Genomic DNA, 21,892 nt, shown 5'->3' with positions numbered 1-21,892 from the left:
ACCGAGCCACCACCGATCCGGAACCGATTTGATCCGGAGGGTACGGCCGCCGGTACCCTGAACTATTCGCCCACCCGTCTCCCGACCACCACCCCCCCATCGAGGCGCTAGGGCGCTGCCCATCCATCGTTCGTCGTCGTAATGAAGAGAGCACCGTGGCCGCCGACAAGATCGATACCATCGTCAGCCTGAGCAAGCGCCGTGGCTTCGTATACCCGTGCAGTGAGATCTACGGCGGCTCCCGCGCTGCCTGGGACTACGGTCCCCTGGGCGTCGAGCTCAAGGAGAACATCAAGCGTCAGTGGTGGCGCGCCATGGTCACCTCGCGCGAAGACGTCGTCGGTCTCGACTCGTCGGTGATCCTGGCCCCCGAGGTCTGGCAGGCGTCCGGCCACGTCGCCACCTTCACCGACCCGCTCACCGAGTGCACCTCCTGCCACAAGCGCTTCCGCGCCGACCACCTGGAAGAGGCGTACGAGGCCAAGCACGGCCGGCTCCCGGCGAACGGCCTCGCCGACCTGAACTGCCCGCACTGCGGCAACAAGGGCAGCTTCACCGAGCCCAAGCAGTTCTCCGGCCTGCTCTCCACCCACCTCGGCCCCTCGCAGGACACCGCCTCGGTCGCCTACCTGCGCCCCGAGACCGCGCAGGGCATCTTCACCAACTTCGCCCAGGTGCAGCAGACTTCCCGCAAGAAGCCGCCGTTCGGCATCGCGCAGATGGGCAAGTCCTTCCGCAACGAGATCACGCCCGGCAACTTCATCTTCCGGACCCGCGAGTTCGAGCAGATGGAGATGGAGTTCTTCGTCAAGCCGGGCGAGGACGAGCAGTGGCAGGAATACTGGATGGAGCAGCGGTGGAACTGGTACCGCGACCTCGGCATCCGCGAGGAGAACATCCGGTGGTTCGAGCACCCGGCCGAGAAGCTCTCGCACTACTCCAAGCGCACCGCTGACATCGAGTACCGCTTCAACTTCGGCGGCACCGAGTTCTCCGAGCTGGAGGGTGTGGCCAACCGCACCGACTACGACCTGTCCGCGCACGCCAAGGCGTCCGGCCAGGACCTCTCCTACTTCGACCAGGAGGCCGGCGAGCGCTGGACTCCGTACGTCATCGAGCCGGCGGCCGGTGTGAACCGCGCGATGCTCGCCTTCATGCTCGACGCGTACATCGAGGACGAGGCGCCCAACGCCAAGGGCAAGATGGAGAAGCGCACCGTCATGCAGCTCGACCCGCGCCTGGCGCCGGTCAAGGTTGCGGTGCTGCCGCTGTCCCGTAACCCGCAGCTGTCGCCGAAGGCGAAGGGGCTGGCCACGGACCTGCGCAAGAACTGGAACATCGAGTTCGACGACGCGGGCGCGATCGGCCGCCGCTACCGCCGCCAGGACGAGATCGGCACGCCGTTCTGCGTCACGGTCGACTTCGACACCCTCGACGACAACGCGGTGACCGTGCGCGAGCGCGACACCATGAAGCAGGAGCGGGTCAGCCTGGACCAGATCCAGGCGTACCTGGGCGCGCGGCTGCTCGGCTGCTAGTCCCGCGCGGTGCGGCACCGGTCCCTTCCGGGGCGGCGCCCACCTGCGACCTCAAGCGCCGGCCGGCCCCGGATTCTCCGGGGCCGGCCGGCGCTTTTGCTTGCGCGGGCGCGGGCGCGGGCGCGGGCGCGGGTGGGGGTTGGGCTGGGGTTGGGCTGGGGTGGGGTGGGGCTGTGGGAGCGGAGGTGACGGCGGGGGTGTGGGGGGCGGTGACGGAGATGGTGGCGGGGCGGCCGGCGGGACGGCCGGCGGGACGGGCGGCGGGACAGGGTGGCGGGACGGGCGGCGGGACGGGGTGGCGGGAATGCCTTCCGGCGTCCCCACGTTGTGGCCCGCAGGGGGCCCTCGCCTCCCCTACGGGATCTGTTCGCTCACCCCCTAGGCGCCTCACCTCCGCCGCGAGGCGAGCCAGGCGGACAGGCCCGCCAGGGGCAGTTCCGCTCCGACAGCCATGGCGAGGGCGGTGGCCAGCTCCGTGCCGGGGGCGGCGGTGGCAAGGTCGAGGCAGGCATCGGCGAGGAGCAGGACGGCCGCGGCGGCCGCGGGCGCGCGGTGGCGGGAGTCGCCGCGCAGCAGGCGGGTGCCGGCGGTGAGGAGGGCGGCGGCCTCCAGGGCGTCCAGGGCGACCCAGGCGGCGGCCTCGGCGGGCGGGAGGGTGCCCGCCAGGTAGCCGAGCCAGGGGAGGAGGGCGAGCCCGGCGCCGGTCAGGATCCTGCCCTGCCGACGGCGGGCGGCGCTGAGCGGCACCTGCCGACGGCGGGCGGCACTGAGCGACACCGTGCCGGTGCCGCCTCGGCGGGTGTAACTGCCGCAGATGGCTGGCGAGTTGAGGGAGTTGAGGGCCATGGAAAGGATCTCTTCCGGAGTCGTGAACCCGGCCGTCGGGCTCGTGATCAACACTCCGGTTTTCGCAGGCCACCGTCAGTAACGTCGCTGTCCGACTTGGGGTGGCACCAGCTACACCCTCGCTACGGACCCTGCTGTCATGGCCGCCGCGCGAACCGGCCCCATACGGTTGGATCATGACCGTCCCGCCCCGGCTGCGCCGGGCTCTCGTACGTATGCGGCGTGACATCGCCTTCATAGCCGCCGGGATGACGCTGCATCTCCTCCCGCTGCTGCTGCACTTCTGGGTGGTGATGCTGCTGCTCGGCACGGTGCTCGACCCGGACCCCGATACGCCGGTGGTGCTGGCGTTCACGCTTCCCCTGCTGTTCGTCGCGGGCTGGGGGCTGACCGAGCCGCAGCGCTGGCGGTTCCGGGCGCTGTGCGGAGTGGAGCTGCCGCGACTGCGGTTCAGGGAGATCAAGCGGCAGTTCGGCTACAACTTGCTGATCGGTCCGCTGCTCGCGGTGCTGGAAATCCTGCTGCTGGCACTGCTTTTGGCAGCGGTGGCGGCGTCGTTGGTCCTGGTGTGGGTGTGGCTGGTGCCGTCGCAGTGGCGGCGCGACCACGGGGGCTACGCCGTCCCGGCCGGATACCTCACGGCGGTGGGGCTGCCGGCGCTCGCCGCGGTGCCCCCGCTCGCCGGCGGGCTCGTACGGCTGGAGATCCTGGTGGGGCGGGCGGTGCTGGGGGTGAGCCGGTCCGACGAGCTGGCGCGCAGGGTCGAGGACCTCACCGAGAGCCGGGCCGGTGCGGTGGACGCCGCCGACGCCGAGCGACGGCGCATCGAGCGCGATCTGCATGACGGCGCACAGCAGCGGCTGGTGTCACTGGCCCTGAACCTCGGGCTGGCCAAGGCCACGCTGACGGACCTGCCACCGGAGGCGCAGCAGGTCATCGATGCCGCGCACCGTGAGGCGAAGGACGCGATCGAGGAGCTCAACAACCTGGTGCGCGGGCTCCATCCGGCCGTTCTGGACGAACTGGGGCTGGATGCGGCGCTGTCGGGTCTCGCGGCCCGCGCGCCACTGCCCGTACGGCTGCGGGTGGATCTGCCGGCGGATCTGCCGGCGGATCTGCCGCAGCGCACGGCGCCGGCCGTCGAGGCGGTCGCGTACTTCGTCGTCTCCGAGGCGCTGACGAACATCGCCAAGCATGCGCGGGAGGCCAGCCGGGCGGAGGTGACGGTCACCCGGCTCGGCGAGATACTTCGGGTGGTGATCGCCGACGACGGGACGGGCGGCGCCGATCCGTCCAGGGGGAGCGGTCTGAGGGGGCTCGCCCAGCGCGTGCGGTCCGTGGACGGAACATTCCGGATGAGCAGCCCCGTGGGGGGCCCGACCATGATGAGCGTGGAGCTGCCGTGCCCGATGTGAGACGTGCCGTGATCGCCGAGGACTCCGTACTGCTGCGGATCGGGCTGGTCAAGGTGGTGGAGATGGCCGGGTTCGAGGTGGTGGCCGAGGCGGGGGACGCGCAGGAGCTGCTGGCGGCGGTCGGGGAACACCGGCCCGACCTCGCGGTGGTGGACGTCCGGATGCCCCCCGGTTTCACGGACGAGGGCGTACGCGCCGCACTGTCCATCCGCCGGGACCGGCCCGGCACGGCCGTGTTGATGCTCTCCCAGTACGTCGAGGAGCGCTACGCGGCCGATCTGCTCGCGACGAACACCAGCGGCGTCGGCTATCTGCTCAAACAACGGGTCGCGGACGTCGAGGAGTTCATCGAGGCACTGCGCCGGGTGGCGTCCGGCGGCACCGCGCTCGACCCGCAGGTCGTCGCCCAGCTGCTGGTGCGCCGGGCGAGCGATCCGCTGGAGCGGCTGACGGCCCGCGAACGGGACGTCCTCGCCCTGATGGCCGAGGGCCGCTCCAATGCGGGCATCGCCGCCCAGCTCGTGGTGAGCGAGAGTGCGGTCGCCAAACACATCAACAACATCCTCGCCAAACTGGACCTGCCGAAGGCGGACGCGGACCACCGGCGGGTGCTGGCGGTGCTGCAATTCCTCGGGGTGGGGGGCCAGGGTGCGTCGGCCCTTGCTCCCGGACACCACCACCCGGCTCCCTGAAGCACCGCAACAACCCTGCGAACCGAATAAACCCACGGCCCAAGCGGCCGCCATCCGGCCCCAGTTGGCCCACGGCGGCGCCATGCTGCTGCCGTCGGCCGGCTCGGCGGTCAGGCCGGCGCGGGTGGTGACCCACATGTGCGGCGGCTCGTCGGCCTGATGGGCCACCGCGAGTGCGGAGCCTGCGGGAGCCACCGCCGCATCACCGGGGCCGAGCTCGGCGATCTCGCCGTCGACCTGGCCCGACTCGCACGAACGGCCCGATCCGGTCTGCCTGGTGAGCCGGTGGCGTCCCGGTTCTGCTGCCTCGTGTGCCCCTCGGGCGGCTGGTGGCCTTCGGGGTGGCCGCCCGCCCGCGCTCGCCTCGCGCCGGGAAAATGCGTTGCCGGGGGTGGGGCGGCGCGGGAGGCTGCAGGCATGTCCGACCATGAAGCCAGCGGTTCACAGGGGGTGGCCTCCCTCTTCTCCCGGGGGCGGCTGACGGCGATCCCACGGAAGGCGGCCCGCCGCGAGCAACTGCTCGTCCATCTCACGGAGACGTTGTTCGAGCGGGACCGGGCGTACACCGAGCGCGAGGTCAACGAGGCACTGCTGACGGTGCACGAAGACTGCTCGGCGCTGCGCCGCTACCTCGTCGTGGCGGGCCTGCTGACCAGGCCCAAGGACGGCAGCAGTTACCGGAGGGTCGGGTAGCGCGCTGCCGCTCTCGGTAGGGTCGGCCCACCGCACCGGACACGGAGGAGCCATGAGAGTCCTGCAGACCGCCACGCTCCTGGGCGCGACCCTCGGCGTGGGTCTGATGGCCGGCCTGTTCGCCGCCTTTGCCTACGCGGTGATGCCGGGTCTCCGGCGGTCCGCCGACCGCACCTTCGTAGAGGCCGTGCAGAACATCAACAGGGCCATCGTCAACGGCTGGTTCCTGCTCCCCTTTCTGCTGCCGATCCCCTTGCTCGTCCTCGCCACCGTCCTGGCCTGGAACGGGACCGGCCGGATGGCACTGCCGTGGATTCTCGCCGCGCTGGTGCTGTACTCGGCGGGCTTCTTCGTCACCGGCGGCGTCAACGTCCCGCTCAACAACGCCCTCGACAACGCCCTCGACAACGCGCCCGACAACGCCCTCGACAGCGCGCCCGACAACGTCCTCGACAAGGCCCCGAGGGACGACGGCCCGGCTGCCTTGGGCGACGCCGGCGGCTCGCGCGGCTCCCGCGGCTCCCGCGGCTTCGGCGGACCGGCCGGCATGGCCGACCGGCCCGGTGTGCTCAAGGCCGCGCGGGACAACTTCGAGGGCCGGTGGGTCACCTGGAACATCGTGCGCGCGCTCGCCCACACCGCCGCCTTCGGCATGCTCGCCTGGGCTCTCTTCCTGCATGGCGTGGCGGGGGCGGGGGCGGGGTGAGGAGCTGTTCGAGGGCGCTGCTCGAACGACTGGCAGCAGACGAGGACGCCCTCTTGGCGCAGCGTCACACCGTTGCGGTGGTGCTGCGTTCTTCCTGTGCCGCTGCTCAGCGCAGACTCAGGCCGTTGCCGCCGATGATCACGTCGTAGGAGCCCGCCAGGCCGCCTGCGCCGACGTAGCACCGGTATCCGCTGGGCTTGTCGACCGGGACCAGCCGGACCGTGGGAATGTCGTCACAGCGCAGCGAGTCCCTGGTCTTTCCGCCGAGGGTGCCGTACCGCTTCCACGCCGTGGCGCGCACACCTTCGCCGGTGATCACTCCGCCCTTGACCGGCGTGGCGGTGTACTGCGTCATGATGAAGCCGCCCGTGGTCTCCACCCGGAAGGGCACATCGATGCCCAGGTACTTGACGTTGCAGGTGAACTTCTGAGGCTTGTCGCCGACCGCGTCGGTGTCACAGGAACTGCTCGTCGGCTTCGGAACCATGCCGCCCATGCGGAGAACCCTGGTTTCGAGCTCGTACTTGATCTTCTCCAGCACCGGTGCCTTCTCGCCGGGCGCGCGATGCTGGGGCGCGACCGCATCAAGTGCCGGCGCCGTCGGACGTGTCACGGGCGTGCCCTTGGCCGGCTCCGAGCCGCAGGCACCGGCCGTCAAGACCACCAGCGTCGCTATCGCCGCCGTCCGCAGGCATCTCCGCGAACTCACCATGGAACTCATTGCCGTCTCCCCGTTTCGTGCCGTCGTGAGCCGGTTGATCATAGAGAGCCGTCATGAACGCGGTCGAGCGGGGGCGGATCGACCACCTTCGGCCGGAGAATGACTTCGCCCGGGGCGTTCGTTCTCCGTTCGTGTCCGGTGGGCCTTCCGGGGCGCCGCCCCTGGAGCTTGTCCGCCCGGTCAGGTGACTCACTTCCTCCGGGCTCCGCCGCCCCAGGGCTGAGAGGCCATAGGCCGCTGCGAGTAGGTCCCGCGCCCGATGTGCGCTGCGCGCTTGCTGGCTAGTGTCGACGCTCATGCAGACCACGAAGATCGTTCCTCGTCAGGCGCCTGAACGTAGGCGTGACACCCTGCAACGGCTCGCCAGCGAGCGGGATGTATGGGTGTCGACAGCTCATCCTGAACACGGGCCGCACCAGGTGCCACTGTGGTTCATGTGGGACGGGCGGGCGCTGTGGATGTGCACTGGTGCGACCTCCGCGACCGCACGGAACGTCCGCGAAGACCCGCGTGTGCGCCTGGCACTGCCGGACACCTCCGATGTGGTGCTTCTCCAGGGCGCGGTGGAGTGCTTCCCGGACGACGAGGTGCCCGGGGACGCGGCGCAGGCATTCGTCGACAAATTCGGGTGGGACCCACGCGGGGACGATGGCCCCTTTCTGTATATCCGCTTCGTGCCGAAGACTGTCCGTGCCTGGCGCGGCGAGCAGGAACTTCGCGGCAGAGTCATCATGCGTGACGGAGCATGGGTGGCCTGAGCTTGTCCAACTGGCAAGCTAACGCTGATGAGATCTGGCGCAATGAGCACTTGGGTGGGTCCCATCCGCCGCACGCTCGCCTCACGGGCGGGTTGGCCGCAAGCCTGCGCACCATCGGACAGGTTGCCGCGCAGCGCGCCATCCTCATACCGGTGTCAGCCCTCGCCTGTGGTGGAGCCGCCGTGTTCGCCTATATCGCCGGTACCACCTTCGTCTTCCAGGGCATTTACCGTCTCTCCTCAGCTCTTTCCAGCCTCGTCTACGGTCTCAATGCCGTCGGCAACATGGCGGGGAGCCTGGCCTACGGCCGTCTGGCCAAACGTCGGCGCCCTGAGGTCCTCCTCATCATCAGCGGCGCGCTGGCGACAACAGGGGCGGCAGTACTGCTCCTCATCCAGGCGACCATCGGCAGCAACACGCTCATGACCTGGCTATGCCTGTTGATCACCATCAGCGCATGCGGCGTCTTCTTCCCGGCCGTGCTCACCGTCGCTCAGAGCCGCGGACGTGCTGCCCCCGAGCTACCCCTAGCTGCGCAGGCCCCGCAGGACCAGGTCGCGGACGGCCTCGAAGTCGGTGGCGATTTCGGGGCGGGACCACTCGGGGGCGTAACACGGGTCGTGGAAGCGGCCGGTGGCGTCGAAGACGGCGCGGGCGGTGGTGGCGGGGGAGGGGGTGTGGAACTCGCCCTCGCTGACGCCGGCTTCGATGAGGGTGGTGAGCTGGGCTTCCAGGTCGGTGATGTGCCGGTCGACGACGCCGCCGCTCTCCCCGATCAACGTCATATAAGTGGCGAACAGTTCGGGATCGTCGCCGGCCTTGTGCCGCTTGGCCTCGAAGAGGGCGGTCAGCCAGCGGTCCAGGCGTTCCGGAGCTGGTCCTTCCGCCGTGACGATGACCGACAGTTCCTTGCTCGTACGGTCCAGCCAGCGCTCCGTGACCGCCTCCCGGAGTGCCGCCTTCGTACGGAAGTGGCGGTAGACGCTGCCGTGGCTGACGCCCAGGGCGCGCGCCACATCCACGACCGTGGCCTTGGCCGGGCCGTAGCGGCGCAGCACCTCCTCGGTGGCTTCGAGAATGCGCTCTGGGGTCAACGTCTCGGGCGGCATGGGGGCGGGCGGCCTTTCGGAGAGGGCGGGGCGGGGGCGGCTAGTGGTGCCGGGTGGTGCCGGTGGCACACCGGCGGGTGCCGGAACCGGTCGCGGGTGCGTGCGTACACCACGTCGGATCCGGGCGCCGAGTACGTACGGACGGTACCTGGCTCCGCCCCGTACCCGCTTCGGTGGCCACCGGGCCTCGGTCGGTACCGGGCCCGATCATCTCCCGACCTCGATCGGTAGCGGGCCTCGGTCGGCTCCGGGCCTCAGCCGGTACCGGGCCTCCGTCGTCTCTCCACCTCGATCGGTACCGGACCTCGGTCGTCACCGGACCTCGATCGGTACCGGACCTCGGTCGTCACCGGACCCCGGTCGGCGCCGGACCGCGTTGGGCACCGGGCCTCCGTCGGTCACCGGACCTCGGTGGTTGACCTCGTTGGTCACCGGGCCGCGGTGCTCGCGCCCCTGGCGTCAGCGTTCGCTGTCCAGGTGGGCCATCTGGTCGGTGGGGTAGCGGTCGCCGGCGGCGGCGCCGGGCGGGACCGTGCGCTCGATCGCGGAGAGGTCACCGGCGTCAAGGGTGACATCCAGGGCGCCGAGGGCCTCGGTCAGCCGGTCGCGGCGGCGGGCGCCGACCAGCGGGACGATGTCCTCGCCGCGGGAGAGCACCCAGGCGATGGCGGTCTGGGCGACCGAGATGCCCTTCTGCTCGGCGATCTTGCGCAGCGCGTCCACGAGGTCGAGGTTGCGGTCGAGGTTCTCGCCCTGGAAGCGAGGGCTCATACCGCGGAAGTCGTTGGCGGCGAGCTTGCGGTCGCGGCTGAAGTGGCCGCTGATCAGGCCGCGCGACAGGACGCCGTAGGCGGTGACGCCGATGCCGAGCTCGCGGGCGGTCGGCAGGATCGCCTCCTCGATGCCTCGGGAGATGAGGGAGTACTCGATCTGGAGGTCGGAGATCGGGGCGACGGCGGCGGCCCGGCGCAGGGTCTCGGCGCCGACCTCGGAGAGGCCGATGTGCCGGACGTGCCCGGCCTCGACCAGCTCGGCGATGGCGCCGACGGTCTCCTCGATCGGGACGTCCGGGTCGACCCGGGCGATCCGGTAGATGTCGATGTGGTCGGTGCCCAGGCGCTGGAGGGAGTACGCGGCGAAGTTCTTCACCGCGTTCGGCCGGCCGTCATAGCCGGTGAAGCCGCCTTCGACCGTGCGCAGGGCGCCGAACTTGACGCTGATCTGCGCCTTCTCGCGGGCCGCCGCGGGGGCGGTCCGCAGGGCTTCGTTGATCAGCAGTTCGTTGTGGCCCATGCCGTAGAAGTCGCCGGTGTCGAGCAGGGTGACGCCCGCGTCGAGGGCGGCATGGAGGGTGGCGATGGATTCACTGCGGTCGGTGTCGCCGTAGAGGGCGGACATGCCCATGCAGCCGAGGCCGAGGGCGGAGGTCTGCGGGCCGGTGGTGCCCAGGGTGCGGGTCTGCACTGCGTGCTCCTGGAGGACGAGAGGGGTGGGGATGGGGGGTGGGCGCGTGGGGGGGGACGTGGGGCGGATGCCGCGTGTTCCAGATTCACTATGGCATGACGACTGACAGATTTCAATATCTGTCAGCCGTCATGTGTGAGTGCCCACGCAAGCCTCGTCGCTCGCTCCCTCACTCCCTCGCAGGTCAGGGCAGGTCAGCGCAGGCCAGTGCAGAGGGGCAGGGGTAGGGGCAGGGGGCAGCCCAGTGCAGATCAGTGGACGTCATACACATCAGTGCACGCCAGCGGACGTCAGTGCGCGTCAGCGCAGGGTGCGGGGCAGGCGCAGGGCGAGTGTCGTCGTGCCCGCGACGATCGCCAGTTGCGTCAGCAGGGCGGCGAGCATCGCGTCACGGATGCCGACGGACGGGATCAGTGCGAGGAAGAGGGTGCCGAGGGTGGCCACGCCGAGGGCGAGGCCGGACTGCTGGGTGGTGACCATGACGCCGCCGCCCACGCCGGCCTGTGTCACCGGCAGTTCGCTCAGCACGATGCGCATCAGCACCGGCAGCACCATGCCCTGCCCGAGGCCCAGGACGGCCATGCTCGATGCGAGCCCGGCCACCGATATCGCGGGCCAGCCCGAGTGCACGGTCAGCGCCAGGCCGATCAGCCCGATGCCCTGGATCAGCGAACCGGCGACCACCACCCGCCGCCCGAACCGCATCACCAGCCGCGGACCGGCGAGCGAGGCGAAGAAGAACGTGACGCACAGCGGCGCCAAGGACAGCCCGGCCGCGAACGGGCCGTAGTGCAGGCCGTTCTGGAGGGCGACGGCGACCACGAACATGAAGCCGCCGAAGCCCAGCGTGAAGGGGATGATCATGGTGAGTCCGCTGCTCACGGAGGGGATCCGCAGCAGCGAGGGCGGGACGAGCGGGGTACGCCCTGCGCGTTCCGCCCGGCGCTCGACGAGGAGGAACGCGGCGGCGGCAAAGGGGAAGACGGCCAGCAGGATCCAGGACCACAGGGGCCAGCCGGCCGCCCGGCCCTCCGTCAGCGGCAGCAGCAGGGTGATCAGAGTGGCGGCGAGCAGCGCGGTCCCGGGACCGTCCACCCGGCTCGGGTGCGGGGAGCGGGTCTCGGGGACCGTACGGGCGGCCAGCAGCCAGGCCGCGGCGGATATCGGCACGTTCACCAGGAAGACCGCGCGCCAGCCGGTGCCCGCCAGGTCGACGGAGACCAGCAGACCGCCGAGCACCTGGCCGACGGCGCTGGCGACACCGGCCGTTCCGCCGTAGAGGCTGACGGCCTTGGCGCGCCGCTTGCCGGTGGTCGTGGCCTGGATGGTGGCCAGCACCTGCGGCAGCAGCAGCGCGGCCGCGGCCCCCTGGGCGACCCGGGCGGCCACCAGCGTCCCGGCGTCCGGAGCAAGACCGCAGGCCAGTGACGTCAGGCCGAACGCGACCAGGCCCCAGAGGAACAGCCGGCGCCGGCCGATCATGTCGCCGAGCCTGCCGCCGAGCACCAGCAGCATGGCGTAGGCCACGCCGTAACCCGCCACCACCATCTCCAGCATCGCGGGCCCCGCGTGCAGATCGTGGTCGATCGTCGGCAGTGCGACATTGACGATAAAGAAATCGATCATGGGCAGGGCCGCGCCCAGCAGTACGGTCAGCAGGCCGAGCGGGGTCAGGACCGTCGTGGCCTGGTGCCGCTGCGGGGCGGGGCCGGCTGCGGCCGGCGCCTCCGGCGTCGCCGGGGCTCCGGGGTGCGCGGCATCCGGGAGGGTGGCCGGGGCGTCGAGGATCGCGGCCGTGGCGTCCGCGGGGGGCATCTGTGCTCGGGTATCGCTCACGGACTCGACTGTTGTCGAGCGCTCAGGCTGGTACCAGAGTCTTCTTATCCTGGTACCGGTGCTACCTGGCAACCGGCTGCGGCCTGCGGCACGCTGGAGGTATGACCGTGGACATGCCCCTGACGCAGACTGCCACAGGCCCTGGCGCCGCCGCCCCGCGGCACGGCACCGCCCCGCACGATGACGCCGCCCGCCGGGCCGAGCTGGCCGCCTTTCTGCGCAGCCGACGGGAGCGGATCACGCCCGAGCAGGTCGGACTGCCCCGGGGTGCCCGCCGCCGTACCCCCGGTCTGCGCCGTGAGGAGGTCGCGCACCTGGGCGCGGTCGGGGTCACCTGGTACACCTGGCTCGAACAGGCCCGGGACATCCACGTATCGCCGCAGGTCCTGGACGCGGTCGCCCGTGCGCTGCTGCTCGACCGCGCCGAGCGCAGCCATCTGTTCGCGCTGGCAGGGGCGGTCGACCCGATGCCGGGCACGGAGTGCACGGGCGTCACGCGCGAACTGCGCCAGCTGCTGCGCCAGTTGGAGCCGTTCCCCGCGGTCGTCCAGAACAGCCGGTTCGACATCCTCGCCTACAACAGCACCTACGGCCGCCTGATGTGCGACCTCGACGCGTTGCCCGAGGAGGACCGCAACTGCATGTGGCTGGCGTTCACGCATCCCGGGTGGCGGTCGAGCGTGGTCGATCTGGACGCCACGATGCGGGTGATGGCGGCCAAGTTCCGGGCGTCGATGGCCGAGCATGTGGCGGAGCCGCCTTGGAAGGCACTGGTCGCGCGGCTGACGGAGGCATCGCCGGAGTTCCGGGAGATCTGGGCCCAGCATGAGGTCATCCGTCCGATGAGCTCCGTCAAGCTCTTCCGGCATCCGCGGGTGGGTGTGCTGCAGCTGTCCGCCACGAGTCTGTGGACGGGGCCCAACCCCGGTCCCAAGCTGCTGTCCTACGCGCCCGTGGACGAGACGACCCGGGAGCGGCTGGAGCAGTTGGAGCGGCTGGCGGAGGAGGCGGCGCTGGTCACGGTGTGACCGTACGGCCGAGGGGGCGGGCGCGGGCGGTCCGCACGCAATGAAGGGCCGGGGCGGCGGGCGTGAGCGGTCCGCGGTGAACGGCCGGAGGGATGTCAGCGGTCCGCGGTGAACGGTGCCGGGGCGCGGCGGGCGTCAGCGGCCCGCGGTGAAGGGCCGGAGGGATGTCAGCGACCTGCAGCGAACGGCCGGAGGGATGTCAGCGGTCCGGACTGGATGCCCGAGGGGCGGACGCGAGCGGCCCGCGGTGCGCGGACAACGGGTGGCCGTGAGCTGCCTACGACCGCGCGCCCGCCGCCCGTTGCCCCCGCTCCTCCTCGTCGAACAGGGTCGCCGTGCGGTCGGCCGTGGCCTTCGCCCACCGGCCCGTGGTCAGGGCGCCGAGCAGCAGGACGGCCGCGCCGCAGCCCGCGATGATCCACCACGCCGGGCGGCCGGCCGCGACAAAGGCGTCCGCGGTGGCGGCGGCATGGGCCCCGCCCGCCAGTACGGCGCCGATCACCGCGACGCCGAGCGACTGCCCGATCTGCCGGCTGGTGGAGGCGACGGCGGCGGCCACACCGGCCTGGGTGCGTGGCATACCCGACACCGCGGTGTTGGTGATCGGCGCGTTGACCAGGCCGAATCCGATACCGAAGAGGACATAGCCGGTGAACAGCAGCGGATTCGTCGACTGCGCGTCGAACGCGGCGAAGAGCAGCCCGCTCGCCCCCATCGCCGCACCTGCCAGGAGCAGCGACAACCGTGGCCCCCGGCTGCCGACCAGCCGCCCCGACAGCGGTGCGCAGACCAGCGTCATCCCTGCCATGGGGAGCATGTAGAGCCCGGCGCCCAAAGCGGACAGACCGCGGATGTTCTGCAGATACAGCGTGTTGATGAAGAGGAAGCCGGCGAGCGCGGCAAAAGCGCAGACCGCCACGATCGTCGCCCCGCTGAACGGTGCGCTGTGGAAGAACCGCAGGTCGATGAGGGGTTCGCGCCGGCGTCGCTCATAGAAGATCAGACCGGCCAGGGAGGCCAGCGCCACCAGCACGAACGTCAGGATTTCGGGGGAGACCCAGCCGGCGTCCGGGGCTTCGATGATCGCGTACGTCAGCGAGCCGAGCAGCGCGATCACCAGCAGCTGGCCGACCGGGTCGACGCGGCGCGGCCTGGGAGCGCGGGACTCCTGGATGTAGCGCAGGGTCAGGAAGAACGCGAGGGCGCCGATCGGGACGTTGATCCAGAAGATCGAGCGCCAGCCGACGGTCTGCACCAGCAGCCCGCCGATCACCGGCCCGGCCGCCATGCTGATGCCGACGACACCGCCCCACACCCCGATCGCGCGGGCCCGCTCCCGCGGTTCCGTGAAGGTGTTGGTGATGATCGACATCGCGACGGGATTGAGCATCGAGCCGCCGACGGCCTGCACCATCCGGAAGACCACCAGCCACTCCAGGCCGGGCGCCAGGCTGCACAGCAGCGAGCCGACGGCGAAGACCACCAGACCGACCAGGAAGATCCGGCGCCTGCCGAGCCGGTCGGCGGTGGAGCCGGCCAGCATCAGCAGCGCCGCCAGGACCAGGGTGTAGGCGTCGATCGTCCACTGCATGCCGGAGACCGAGGCATGCAGTTCGTGCTGGATGGACGGCAGGGCGACATTGAGGATGGTGTTGTCGAGGCTGACGATCAGCAGGCTCATGCAGCAGATCGCCAGCACCAGGAGACGCCGTCGACGGCTGAGCTCAGGCATGGTTGAACGCTACAACGATCCCGGGCGTGCGGCCCTGGCGGGGCCACTCGCGCGGTGCGGGACAATGGGAGATCGCAGTGGCCGGACCTCCCGTACGGCCGCGGCCCGTCCGCCCCGCCGAAGGAAGCCGAAGAAAGCCGAAGGTATTGCCGTCATGACTCTGCTGAAGATCGGTCCGCATACGGTGCAGCCGCCGGTGGTGCTCGCGCCCATGGCCGGGATCACCAATGCCCCGTTCCGGACGCTGTGCCGGGAGTTCAGCGGCGGCAAGGGCCTGTTCGTCAGCGAGATGATCACGACCCGGGCGCTGGTCGAGCGCAACGAGAAGACCATGCAGCTGATCCACTTCGACGAGACCGAGAAGCCGCGCTCGATCCAGCTGTACGGCGTCGACCCGGACACCGTCGGCAAGGCCGCCCGCATGATCGCGGAAGAGGACCTCGCCGACCACATCGATCTGAACTTCGGCTGCCCGGTCCCGAAGGTGACCCGCAAGGGCGGCGGCTCGGCGCTGCCGTACAAGCGGAATCTGCTGCGCTCGATCCTGCGCGAGGCGGTGGCGAACGCGGGTGCGCTGCCGGTGACGATGAAGATGCGCAAGGGCATCGACGACGACCACATCACCTACCTGGACGCGGGGCGGATCGCGGCCGAGGAAGGCATCACGGCAATCGCCCTGCACGGGCGGACCGCGGCCCAGCACTACGGCGGCACCGCCGACTGGGACGCCATCGCACGCCTCAAGGAGCATGTCCCGGAGATCCCGGTGCTCGGCAACGGCGACATCTGGTCGGCGGACGACGCCGAGCGGATGATGCGGGAGACGGGCTGCGACGGGGTGGTCGTGGGGCGCGGCTGCCTCGGGCGGCCCTGGCTGTTCGGTGATCTGGTCGCCGCCTTCGAGGGCACCGGTACGTACGCACAGCCGACGCTCAAGGAGGTCGCCGCCGTGATGCTGCGGCACGCCACTCTGCTCGGCGAGTGGATCGGCGACGAGGCGCGCGGCGTCATCGACTTCCGTAAGCATGTCGCCTGGTACACCAAGGGCTTCTCGATCGGCTCCGAGATGCGCCGCAGTCTCGCCGTCACCTCCTCCCTCGACGAGCTGGACGCGCTGCTGTCGGAGCTGGACCTCGACCAGCCGTGGCCGGTGGGCGCGGACGGACCGCGCGGCCGTACGTCGGGCCGTAACCGGGTGGTCCTGCCGGACGGCTGGCTGGACGACCCCTACGACTGCGCGGGTGTGGACGCGGACGCGGAGCTGGACACGTCGGGCGGCTGAGCCGGGCCCTTCGGAGCGGCTCGGCCGGGGGCAGCGGCCCGGGCCCGGAACCCTGGGAGCATAGGGAGCATAGGGCGTGTCGGTGCGCGAATGCGGGCATGTCGGGCTGAGTGGCGATACCGTTTGAGCCCGTACGGGGTATCCGTGCGGGGCGAGTGGTGCGGCAGTTCGCACGGCCGTGCACGAGTTCCGGTAGCGGCCGTGCAGGAATCCCGGCACTGGAGCGCGCGGGGACCGGCGAGGCCGAGGGAGATGCTGTGGTGAGCGGGCGCGGTTCCCTCGGGGACACGGAGAAGGCCGTCCAGGCCAAGCTCGGTGACTTCCCCGTCCGCCACGAGCGGATGGCCGCGGTCGCCGGCATCTACCGTGCCGCGGCCGCCGTACGGCAGCACTTCGAGAACTCCGTCCTGCGCGACGCCGAGCTGACCTGGACCTCGTTCGTCGTGCTGTGGGTGGTGTGGATCCGGGGCGAGGGGGAGACCCGCAGGGTCGCCGAGGAGGCCGGTATCTCCAAGGGCACGCTGACCGGCGTCGCCCGCACCCTCCAGGCCCGCGGCCTGATGGAGCGTAAGGGGCATCCGGCCGACGGGCGGCTCGCCCTGCTCGCGCTCACCCCCGGGGGCGAGCAGCTGATGACCCGGGTCTTCCCGGAGTTCAACGCCGAAGAAGCCTTTGTCACCGAGGGGCTGAGCGACGACGAGGCGCTGGACCTGGCGGATCTGCTGGGGCGGATCGTGCTGCAGGTCGAGACCCGTGGCGAGGACCGGCGGCTGGAGCTGCTGGACGGCCAGGACCCCCGGCCGCGGCGGAGCGGACGCCGGGCCAAGGGATAGGGGATCGTCCGAACCACCAGGTGGGAAGCGGTTTGCGGCGCGCCGTCCGGCGTGGTCGGGGGGCGGTCCTCGGCCCCGGAATGGCTGATTCGTTTCTTGATCATGCTCCTGACGAGGCGGATAGCATCGTTCCGGTTCGGGGGAGCGAGCCGCGCGGTCGGGTGCGGGCCAGCACGGCGACCGCTTTCGGCACCCCTGGATGACCGCCCCCTGAGGACCAGCTCAAGGGAGCGAGGAACCGAGAAAATTCAGGGGGAAGCGTGAAGCGTAGGACCAGTCTGCTGATCGCCGGTGCCGCAGCGGTCGGAATGACGGCTTTCACTGCGACATCGTCCACTGCCGCGCCCGTCCAGGGCTTCAACATCAAGAACGTGGCAGCGAAGAAGTGCCTCAAGTTCAACGGCTTCGACAAGCGGGTCACGGCAGTGAAGTGCCGCACCAGCGACCCGAAGCAGAACTGGGCGCCCAACCCCGGCGAACAGATCATTTCGGCGGCCTCCAGCTCCACCTGGGGCCCCTGCCTGACGGCCCATAAGCCGACCGGCGGCTACGTCTATGCCAAGGCGTGCAACGCCGACGGGCGGAAGTGGTCCCTGTCGTGGAGCGTCGGCTCGTTCCATGACGGGGACAAGACCATCTACGGGAACCCCGTCGCCCGCTGCTTCCTCAAGGTGACGGCGAAGGGCAACGTGGTCTGCACCCCGGGCCACCGCACCACCCGCAAGTGGTGGGTGGCTGACTACAACTAGTCCTCCTCCACACGGGAAGTGCTCCTCCACACGGGAAGGGCGCCCGGCCGGGACACCCCCGCCGGGCGCCTTTCCCTTTTCGGCGGTGGGCCCTTGAATGGCCGGGCTTGATCGTCCGCCGGGGCCGCCACTCATTGCCGCGGTGGCAAATCCGCACCACAGCCCGGTCGAGGGCCCGACGGGCCCGCACACAGGAGGGGAGCGCCCAGCATGCGCGCCTTGGTCATCGTCCACGATCATCTGTCCACCGCGGGCCACGTAGGCGAGCGGCTGGCCGAGCGGGGCTATGAGCTCGACGAGCTGCTCGTCGTGCCGGCCGAGCGGTATACGACCCCGGATGTGGAAGTGAGCTTTCCGGCGGCCGGGAATCATGACCTGATCCTGACGCTCGGTGCCCCGTGGTCGGTGGCGCGGCGGAACGCCTGGATCGAGGCGGAACTGGCCCTGCTGCGCTCGGCGCACGAGGCGGGCATACCGGTGCTCGGCATCTGTTTCGGCGGTCAGGCGCTGGCCACGGCGCTCGGCGGGGACGTCGAGGCCGCCCCGCGCTTCGAGCTGGGCTGGAGCCGCCTCACGACCGATGCGCCCCACCTGGTCGGTCCGGGGCCCTGGTTCCAGTTCCACGGGGACCGCTGGCTGCTGCCGTCGGGCGCCCGGGAGCTGGCGCGTAACGACGTCGCCTCCCAGGCCTTCGTCTGCGGCCGCTCATGGGGCGTGCAGTTCCATCCGGAGCTGACGCCGGAGGTGTTGCAGGCCTGGTTCGACGAGGACGGGGAGGCGATCGCGGCCGAGGTCGGAGCCGACCCGGCGCGGCTGGTGGCCGAATTGCGGGCTGATCTGCCGGCCGTACGGGAGCGGGCGCGCACCCTCGTGGACGCGTTCCTTGATCAGGTGGCCGATCGAGGAGCTGGAGAGGGTCCAAATGATGGGACCCGGTCACACATGAGCGCGTGATTCTCGCCACCCCTGATAGGGGGCGCGCTCAGATGAGCACCTCGTGTGGGGCTCCATCTCTCCAATGATGGCACCCGGTGCCATGCTTCATGCGTTCGACTGATTACTCCATTCGTCGCAGTGAGTAGCACAACATGGCCATTTCGGATGCATAGCGGAGTGATGCATTCAGGTAATGAATGGTCTGCCGAATGCGTGATCACTTTCGATCTGCTGGCGGACGACTGGTTACGCAGGTATGTCGACCAAGTGGACGTACCCATACGCCTTCGATCTGGGTATGTTCCTCGCCGTCAGGGCAGCCCGTCGGCGAGGAGTCAGTGCCGTGCCGGAAACACAAGATCCCCACGTAACCCAGCCTTCGTCCGCGAAGTTCGTGTACGACTTCACCGAGGGCAACAAGGACCTCAAGGACCTTTTGGGCGGCAAGGGAGCGAACCTTGCCGAGATGACCAACCTGGGACTTCCCGTCCCTCCCGGCTTCGTCATCACCACCGAAGCCTGCAAGGTCTACCTCGACAGCGGTACCGAGCCCGCGGCACTGCGTGCCGAGGTCTCCGAGCACCTCGACGCCCTTGAGCAGAAGATGGGCAAGAAGCTCGGCCAGGCCGATGACCCGCTGCTCGTATCGGTGCGTTCCGGGGCGAAGTTCTCCATGCCCGGCATGATGGACACCGTCCTCAACATCGGCCTCTCCGATGCATCGGTTTCCGGCCTCGCCGCGCAGGCCGGCGACGAGCGCTTCGCGTGGGACTCCTACCGCCGCCTCATCCAGATGTTCGGCAAGACCGTGCTGGGCGTGGACGGCGAGCTCTTCGAGGAGGCGCTGGAGGAGGCCAAGCAGGCCAAGGGCGTCCGCGTCGACATCGAGCTGGACGCGGCCGACCTCAAGAGCCTGGTCGCGCACTTCAAGGACATCGTGGCCAAGGAGACCGGCCGCGACTTCCCGCAGGAGCCGCGCGAGCAGATGGACCTCGCCGTGCGCGCGGTCTTCGACTCGTGGAACACCGACCGCGCCAAGCTCTACCGCCGCCAGGAGCGCATCCCCGGCGACCTCGGCACCGCGGTCAACGTCTGCTCCATGGTCTTCGGCAACCTCGGCCCCGACTCCGGCACCGGCGTCGCCTTCACCCGCGACCCCGCCAGCGGTCACCAGGGCGTCTACGGCGACTACCTTCAGAACGCGCAGGGCGAGGACGTCGTCGCCGGTATCCGCAACACGGTCCCGCTCGCGGACCTGGAGCAGATCGACAAGGCGTCGTACGACCAGCTGATGCAGATCATGGAGACGCTCGAAACGCACTACAAGGACCTGTGCGACATCGAGTTCACCATCGAGCGCGGCAAGCTGTGGATGCTCCAGACCCGGGTCGGCAAGCGCACCGCGGGTGCCGCCTTCCGGATCGCCACCCAGCTCGTCGACCAGGGTCTGATCGACGAGGCCGAGGCCCTCCAGCGGGTCAACGGCGCGCAGCTGGCGCAACTGATGTTCCCGCGCTTCGACCTGGGCGCGAAGTCCGAGATGATCGGCCGCGGCATCGCCGCCTCCCCGGGCGCCGCGGTCGGCAAGGCCGTCTTCGACTCGTACACCGCCGTCAAGTGGTCGCGCTCCGGCGAGAAGGTCATCCTGATCCGCCGGGAGACCAACCCCGACGACCTCAACGGCATGATCGCCGCCGAGGGCATCCTCACCTCCCGCGGCGGCAAGACCTCGCACGCCGCCGTCGTCGCCCGCGGCATGGGCAAGACCTGTGTCTGCGGCGCCGAGGAGCTGGAGGTCGACACCAAGTCCCGCAGGATGACGACCCAGGACGGGACCGTCATCGAGGAGGGCGACGTCGTCTCCATCGACGGCTCCAGCGGCAAGGTCTACATCGGCGAGGTGCCGGTCGTGCCGTCCCCGGTCGTGGAGTACTTCGAGGGCCGGATGCACGCCGGCGCCGACGACGCCGACGAGCTGGTCAAGGCCGTCCACCGGATCATGGCGTACGCGGACCGGGTACGCCGGCTGCGCGTACGGGCCAACGCCGACAACGCCGAGGACGCCGCCCGCGCCCGCCGGTTCGGCGCCCAGGGCATCGGCCTGTGCCGCACCGAGCACATGTTCCTCGGTGAACGCCGCGAGATGGTCGAGCGCCTGATCCTGGCCGACACCGAGAGCGACCGGGACGCGGCGCTCAGCCAGCTGCTGCCGCTCCAGAAGGCCGACTTCATCGAGCTGTTCGAGTCGATGGACGGGCTGCCGGTGACCGTACGGCTGCTGGACCCGCCGCTGCACGAGTTCCTGCCCGACATCACCGAGCTGTCGGTGCGCGTCGCGCTCGCCGAGGCCCGCAAGGACGCCAACGAGAACGACCTGCGCCTGCTCCAGGCCGTGCACAAGCTGCACGAGCAGAACCCGATGCTGGGTCTGCGCGGTGTCCGTCTGGGCCTGGTCATCCCCGGTCTGTTCGCGATGCAGGTACGTGCGATCGCCGAGGCGGCCGCCGAGCGCAAGAACGCCAAGGGCGACCCGCGTGCGGAGATCATGATTCCGCTGGTGGGCACCGTCCAGGAGCTGGAGATCGTCCGCGAGGAGGCCGAGCAGGTCATCGCCGAGGTCGAGAAGGCCCACGGCGTCAACCTCAAGCTCACCCTCGGCACGATGATCGAGCTGCCCCGCGCCGCCCTCACGGCCGGTCAGATCGCCGAATCCGCCGACTTCTTCTCCTTCGGCACCAACGACCTCACGCAGACGGTCTGGGGCTTCAGCCGCGACGACGTCGAGGCCAGCTTCTTCACCGCGTACCTGGAGAAGGGCATCTTCGGCGTCAGCCCGTTCGAGACCATCGACAAGGACGGCGTGGGCTCCCTGGTCCGCAACGCCGTCGCGGCCGGCCGGGCCACCCGCCCGGACCTCAAGCTCGGTGTCTGCGGCGAGCACGGCGGCGACCCGGAGTCCGTCCACTTCTTCCACGAGGCGGGCCTGGACTACGTCTCCTGCTCCCCGTTCCGCATCCCGGTCGCACGCCTGGAGGCGGGCCGCGCGGCCGCGGAGTCCAAGGGCAGCGACAGTCGCTGATCGCACCGGGGGCAGCGGCAACAGCTGATCCCACCGGTCACCGTGGGCGCCGAGTGCGCCTGCGGTGACCTGAAAGACCACCGGAGCCGGCGGCACGGCACACCCTCAGCCGCCTGGCTGTCGGTTCCGGCACCCGAACGAGGGCGGCACCTGTGCGGAGGTGCCGCCCTCGCCTTTCTCCGGACTCCCCCCTCGGGAGCTGCCGTCACCCCGGTCGGCGCGGGGTGCGGCCTTCAGCGGGGCTGCCGAGCGGCCGGGTGGTTGCCCATCACCCCCCACGGGATCGAGCAATCCGGTCCGTTCGCGCCGCCGCCGAATTGAGTACAAGCATTCCTCGCGCCCGCCCGGTGGCGCGACCACTTTCAAGTCTGGCCAAAAGGGCATGGTGACCGCACGTGTTGGCGTGCATACTCAGGCGTGCCGGGGGCCGACTGAGGAAACCAGGGGTGGGGGTTCGGTGTTACGCGTCCATTTC

The 21,892-nt window shown here is 70.3% G+C and carries 18 protein-coding genes and 1 pseudogene; 13 read left to right on the top strand and 6 right to left on the bottom strand.

What is annotated here, in order from left to right; translation table 11 throughout:
* Positions 1-155 precede the first annotated feature (155 nt).
* Entirely contained in the window at positions 156-1,538 is a 1,383-nt protein-coding gene (locus K7C20_RS12160; RefSeq protein WP_030085223.1) for a glycine--tRNA ligase, read from the top strand.
* Between the two features lie 387 nt (positions 1,539-1,925).
* Here K7C20_RS12160 and K7C20_RS12155 read toward each other — a convergent pair whose 3' ends face one another.
* Positions 1,926-2,384 carry a hypothetical protein gene (locus tag K7C20_RS12155; protein WP_053208862.1) on the bottom strand — a complete coding sequence of 153 codons (459 nt, stop codon included), beginning with the start codon at positions 2,382-2,384 and terminating at the stop codon, positions 1,926-1,928.
* Positions 2,385-2,560: 176 nt separating this feature from the next.
* Between K7C20_RS12155 and K7C20_RS12150 the strand changes: the two genes are divergently transcribed.
* From K7C20_RS12150 to K7C20_RS12135, 4 genes are all read left to right on the top strand, one after another.
* The gene (locus tag K7C20_RS12150) at positions 2,561-3,799 is read left to right on the top strand and encodes a sensor histidine kinase (protein ID WP_030085229.1); all 1,239 of its coding nucleotides are present in this window, start codon (positions 2,561-2,563) and stop codon (positions 3,797-3,799) included.
* A gap of 8 nt (positions 3,800-3,807) precedes the next feature.
* On the top strand, positions 3,808-4,491 hold the full coding sequence (locus K7C20_RS12145) for a response regulator (RefSeq protein ID WP_048829892.1): 684 nt from the start codon (positions 3,808-3,810) through the stop codon (positions 4,489-4,491).
* 417 nt (positions 4,492-4,908) lie between these two features.
* The gene (locus K7C20_RS12140; RefSeq protein WP_053208861.1) at positions 4,909-5,184 is read left to right on the top strand and encodes a DUF2087 domain-containing protein; all 276 of its coding nucleotides are present in this window, start codon (positions 4,909-4,911) and stop codon (positions 5,182-5,184) included.
* Between the two features lie 52 nt (positions 5,185-5,236).
* The gene (locus K7C20_RS12135; protein WP_053208860.1) at positions 5,237-5,890 is read left to right on the top strand and encodes an anthrone oxygenase family protein; all 654 of its coding nucleotides are present in this window, start codon (positions 5,237-5,239) and stop codon (positions 5,888-5,890) included.
* Positions 5,891-5,996: 106 nt separating this feature from the next.
* On the opposite strand, the gene K7C20_RS12130 is transcribed toward K7C20_RS12135, so the two are convergent.
* Positions 5,997-6,611 carry a hypothetical protein gene (locus K7C20_RS12130; RefSeq protein ID WP_150127178.1) on the bottom strand — a complete coding sequence of 205 codons (615 nt, stop codon included), beginning with the start codon at positions 6,609-6,611 and terminating at the stop codon, positions 5,997-5,999.
* 296 nt (positions 6,612-6,907) lie between these two features.
* Here K7C20_RS12130 and K7C20_RS12125 point away from each other — a divergent pair, with 296 nt between their 5' ends.
* Both K7C20_RS12125 and K7C20_RS39445 read left to right on the top strand, forming a co-directional pair.
* Positions 6,908-7,369, top strand: a complete 462-nt coding sequence (locus tag K7C20_RS12125) for a pyridoxamine 5'-phosphate oxidase family protein (RefSeq protein WP_030085239.1) — start codon at positions 6,908-6,910, stop codon at positions 7,367-7,369.
* Positions 7,357-7,860, top strand: a pseudogene (locus K7C20_RS39445) (MFS transporter); the annotation flags it as partial. The gene K7C20_RS12125 and the pseudogene K7C20_RS39445, both read left to right, overlap by 13 nt.
* A gap of 36 nt (positions 7,861-7,896) precedes the next feature.
* Here K7C20_RS39445 and K7C20_RS12115 read toward each other — a convergent pair.
* The 3 genes from K7C20_RS12115 to K7C20_RS12105 all read right to left on the bottom strand — a co-directional run bounded on the left by K7C20_RS12115 (position 7,897) and on the right by K7C20_RS12105 (position 11,757).
* On the bottom strand, positions 7,897-8,478 hold the full coding sequence (locus K7C20_RS12115) for a TetR family transcriptional regulator (RefSeq protein WP_030085243.1): 582 nt from the start codon (positions 8,476-8,478) through the stop codon (positions 7,897-7,899).
* A 459-nt stretch (positions 8,479-8,937) separates the two neighbouring features.
* Positions 8,938-9,942, bottom strand: coding sequence for an aldo/keto reductase (locus K7C20_RS12110; protein WP_030085245.1), 1,005 nt, complete (start codon positions 9,940-9,942; stop codon positions 8,938-8,940).
* A 300-nt stretch (positions 9,943-10,242) separates the two neighbouring features.
* Positions 10,243-11,757, bottom strand: coding sequence for an MFS transporter (locus K7C20_RS12105; RefSeq protein WP_053210622.1), 1,515 nt, complete (start codon positions 11,755-11,757; stop codon positions 10,243-10,245).
* Positions 11,758-11,879: 122 nt separating this feature from the next.
* On the opposite strand from K7C20_RS12105, the gene K7C20_RS12100 reads away from it, so the two are divergent.
* Positions 11,880-12,806, top strand: a complete 927-nt coding sequence (locus K7C20_RS12100) for a helix-turn-helix transcriptional regulator (protein WP_030085252.1) — start codon at positions 11,880-11,882, stop codon at positions 12,804-12,806.
* A gap of 277 nt (positions 12,807-13,083) precedes the next feature.
* Here the strand turns inward: K7C20_RS12100 and K7C20_RS12095 are convergent, their stop codons facing one another.
* Entirely contained in the window at positions 13,084-14,538 is a 1,455-nt protein-coding gene (locus tag K7C20_RS12095) for an MFS transporter (protein WP_053210623.1), read from the bottom strand.
* Positions 14,539-14,692: 154 nt separating this feature from the next.
* On the opposite strand from K7C20_RS12095, the gene dusB reads away from it, so the two are divergent.
* The 5 genes from dusB to ppdK all read left to right on the top strand — a co-directional run bounded on the left by dusB (position 14,693) and on the right by ppdK (position 21,417).
* A complete protein-coding gene (dusB, locus tag K7C20_RS12090) occupies positions 14,693-15,820 on the top strand; it encodes a tRNA dihydrouridine synthase DusB (protein ID WP_030085258.1) in 1,128 nt (375 codons plus the stop codon).
* Between the two features lie 257 nt (positions 15,821-16,077).
* Entirely contained in the window at positions 16,078-16,653 is a 576-nt protein-coding gene (locus tag K7C20_RS12085; protein WP_078953677.1) for a MarR family winged helix-turn-helix transcriptional regulator, read from the top strand.
* A gap of 260 nt (positions 16,654-16,913) precedes the next feature.
* Positions 16,914-17,402 (top strand): ricin-type beta-trefoil lectin domain protein, encoded by a 489-nt coding sequence (locus tag K7C20_RS12080; RefSeq protein WP_030085262.1) that lies wholly within the window; start codon positions 16,914-16,916, stop codon positions 17,400-17,402.
* A gap of 210 nt (positions 17,403-17,612) precedes the next feature.
* Positions 17,613-18,356, top strand: a complete 744-nt coding sequence (locus K7C20_RS12075; protein WP_048829893.1) for a type 1 glutamine amidotransferase — start codon at positions 17,613-17,615, stop codon at positions 18,354-18,356.
* 280 nt (positions 18,357-18,636) lie between these two features.
* Positions 18,637-21,417, top strand: coding sequence for a pyruvate, phosphate dikinase (ppdK, locus tag K7C20_RS12070; RefSeq protein WP_400847302.1), 2,781 nt, complete (start codon positions 18,637-18,639; stop codon positions 21,415-21,417).
* The last annotated feature ends 475 nt before the right edge of the window (positions 21,418-21,892 follow it).

It is taken from the genome of Streptomyces decoyicus (assembly GCF_019880305.1).
Classification (GTDB): Bacteria; Actinomycetota; Actinomycetes; order Streptomycetales; family Streptomycetaceae; genus Streptomyces; species Streptomyces decoyicus.
Note: the sequence above shows the minus strand (reverse complement) of the source record. Positions and strands in the feature narration are given on the sequence as shown.

Bases quoted from the DNA above. Each gene is read 5' to 3' on its own strand.
- K7C20_RS12150 (WP_030085229.1), top strand. From the start codon at position 2,561: ATGACCGTCCCGCCCCGGCTGCGCCGGGCTCTCGTACGTATGCGGCGT.
- K7C20_RS12105 (WP_053210622.1), bottom strand. From the start codon at position 11,757: ATGCCCCCCGCGGACGCCACGGCCGCGATCCTCGACGCCCCGGCCACC.
- K7C20_RS12075 (WP_048829893.1), top strand. From the start codon at position 17,613: ATGCGCGCCTTGGTCATCGTCCACGATCATCTGTCCACCGCGGGCCAC.
- dusB (WP_030085258.1), top strand. From the start codon at position 14,693: ATGACTCTGCTGAAGATCGGTCCGCATACGGTGCAGCCGCCGGTGGTG.
- ppdK (WP_400847302.1), top strand. From the start codon at position 18,637: ATGTTCCTCGCCGTCAGGGCAGCCCGTCGGCGAGGAGTCAGTGCCGTG.
- K7C20_RS12125 (WP_030085239.1), top strand. From the start codon at position 6,908: ATGCAGACCACGAAGATCGTTCCTCGTCAGGCGCCTGAACGTAGGCGT.
- K7C20_RS12095 (WP_053210623.1), bottom strand. From the start codon at position 14,538: ATGCCTGAGCTCAGCCGTCGACGGCGTCTCCTGGTGCTGGCGATCTGC.
- K7C20_RS12115 (WP_030085243.1), bottom strand. From the start codon at position 8,478: ATGCCGCCCGAGACGTTGACCCCAGAGCGCATTCTCGAAGCCACCGAG.
- K7C20_RS12100 (WP_030085252.1), top strand. From the start codon at position 11,880: ATGACCGTGGACATGCCCCTGACGCAGACTGCCACAGGCCCTGGCGCC.
- K7C20_RS12140 (WP_053208861.1), top strand. From the start codon at position 4,909: ATGTCCGACCATGAAGCCAGCGGTTCACAGGGGGTGGCCTCCCTCTTC.
- K7C20_RS12155 (WP_053208862.1), bottom strand. From the start codon at position 2,384: ATGGCCCTCAACTCCCTCAACTCGCCAGCCATCTGCGGCAGTTACACC.
- K7C20_RS12135 (WP_053208860.1), top strand. From the start codon at position 5,237: ATGAGAGTCCTGCAGACCGCCACGCTCCTGGGCGCGACCCTCGGCGTG.
- K7C20_RS12130 (WP_150127178.1), bottom strand. From the start codon at position 6,611: ATGAGTTCCATGGTGAGTTCGCGGAGATGCCTGCGGACGGCGGCGATA.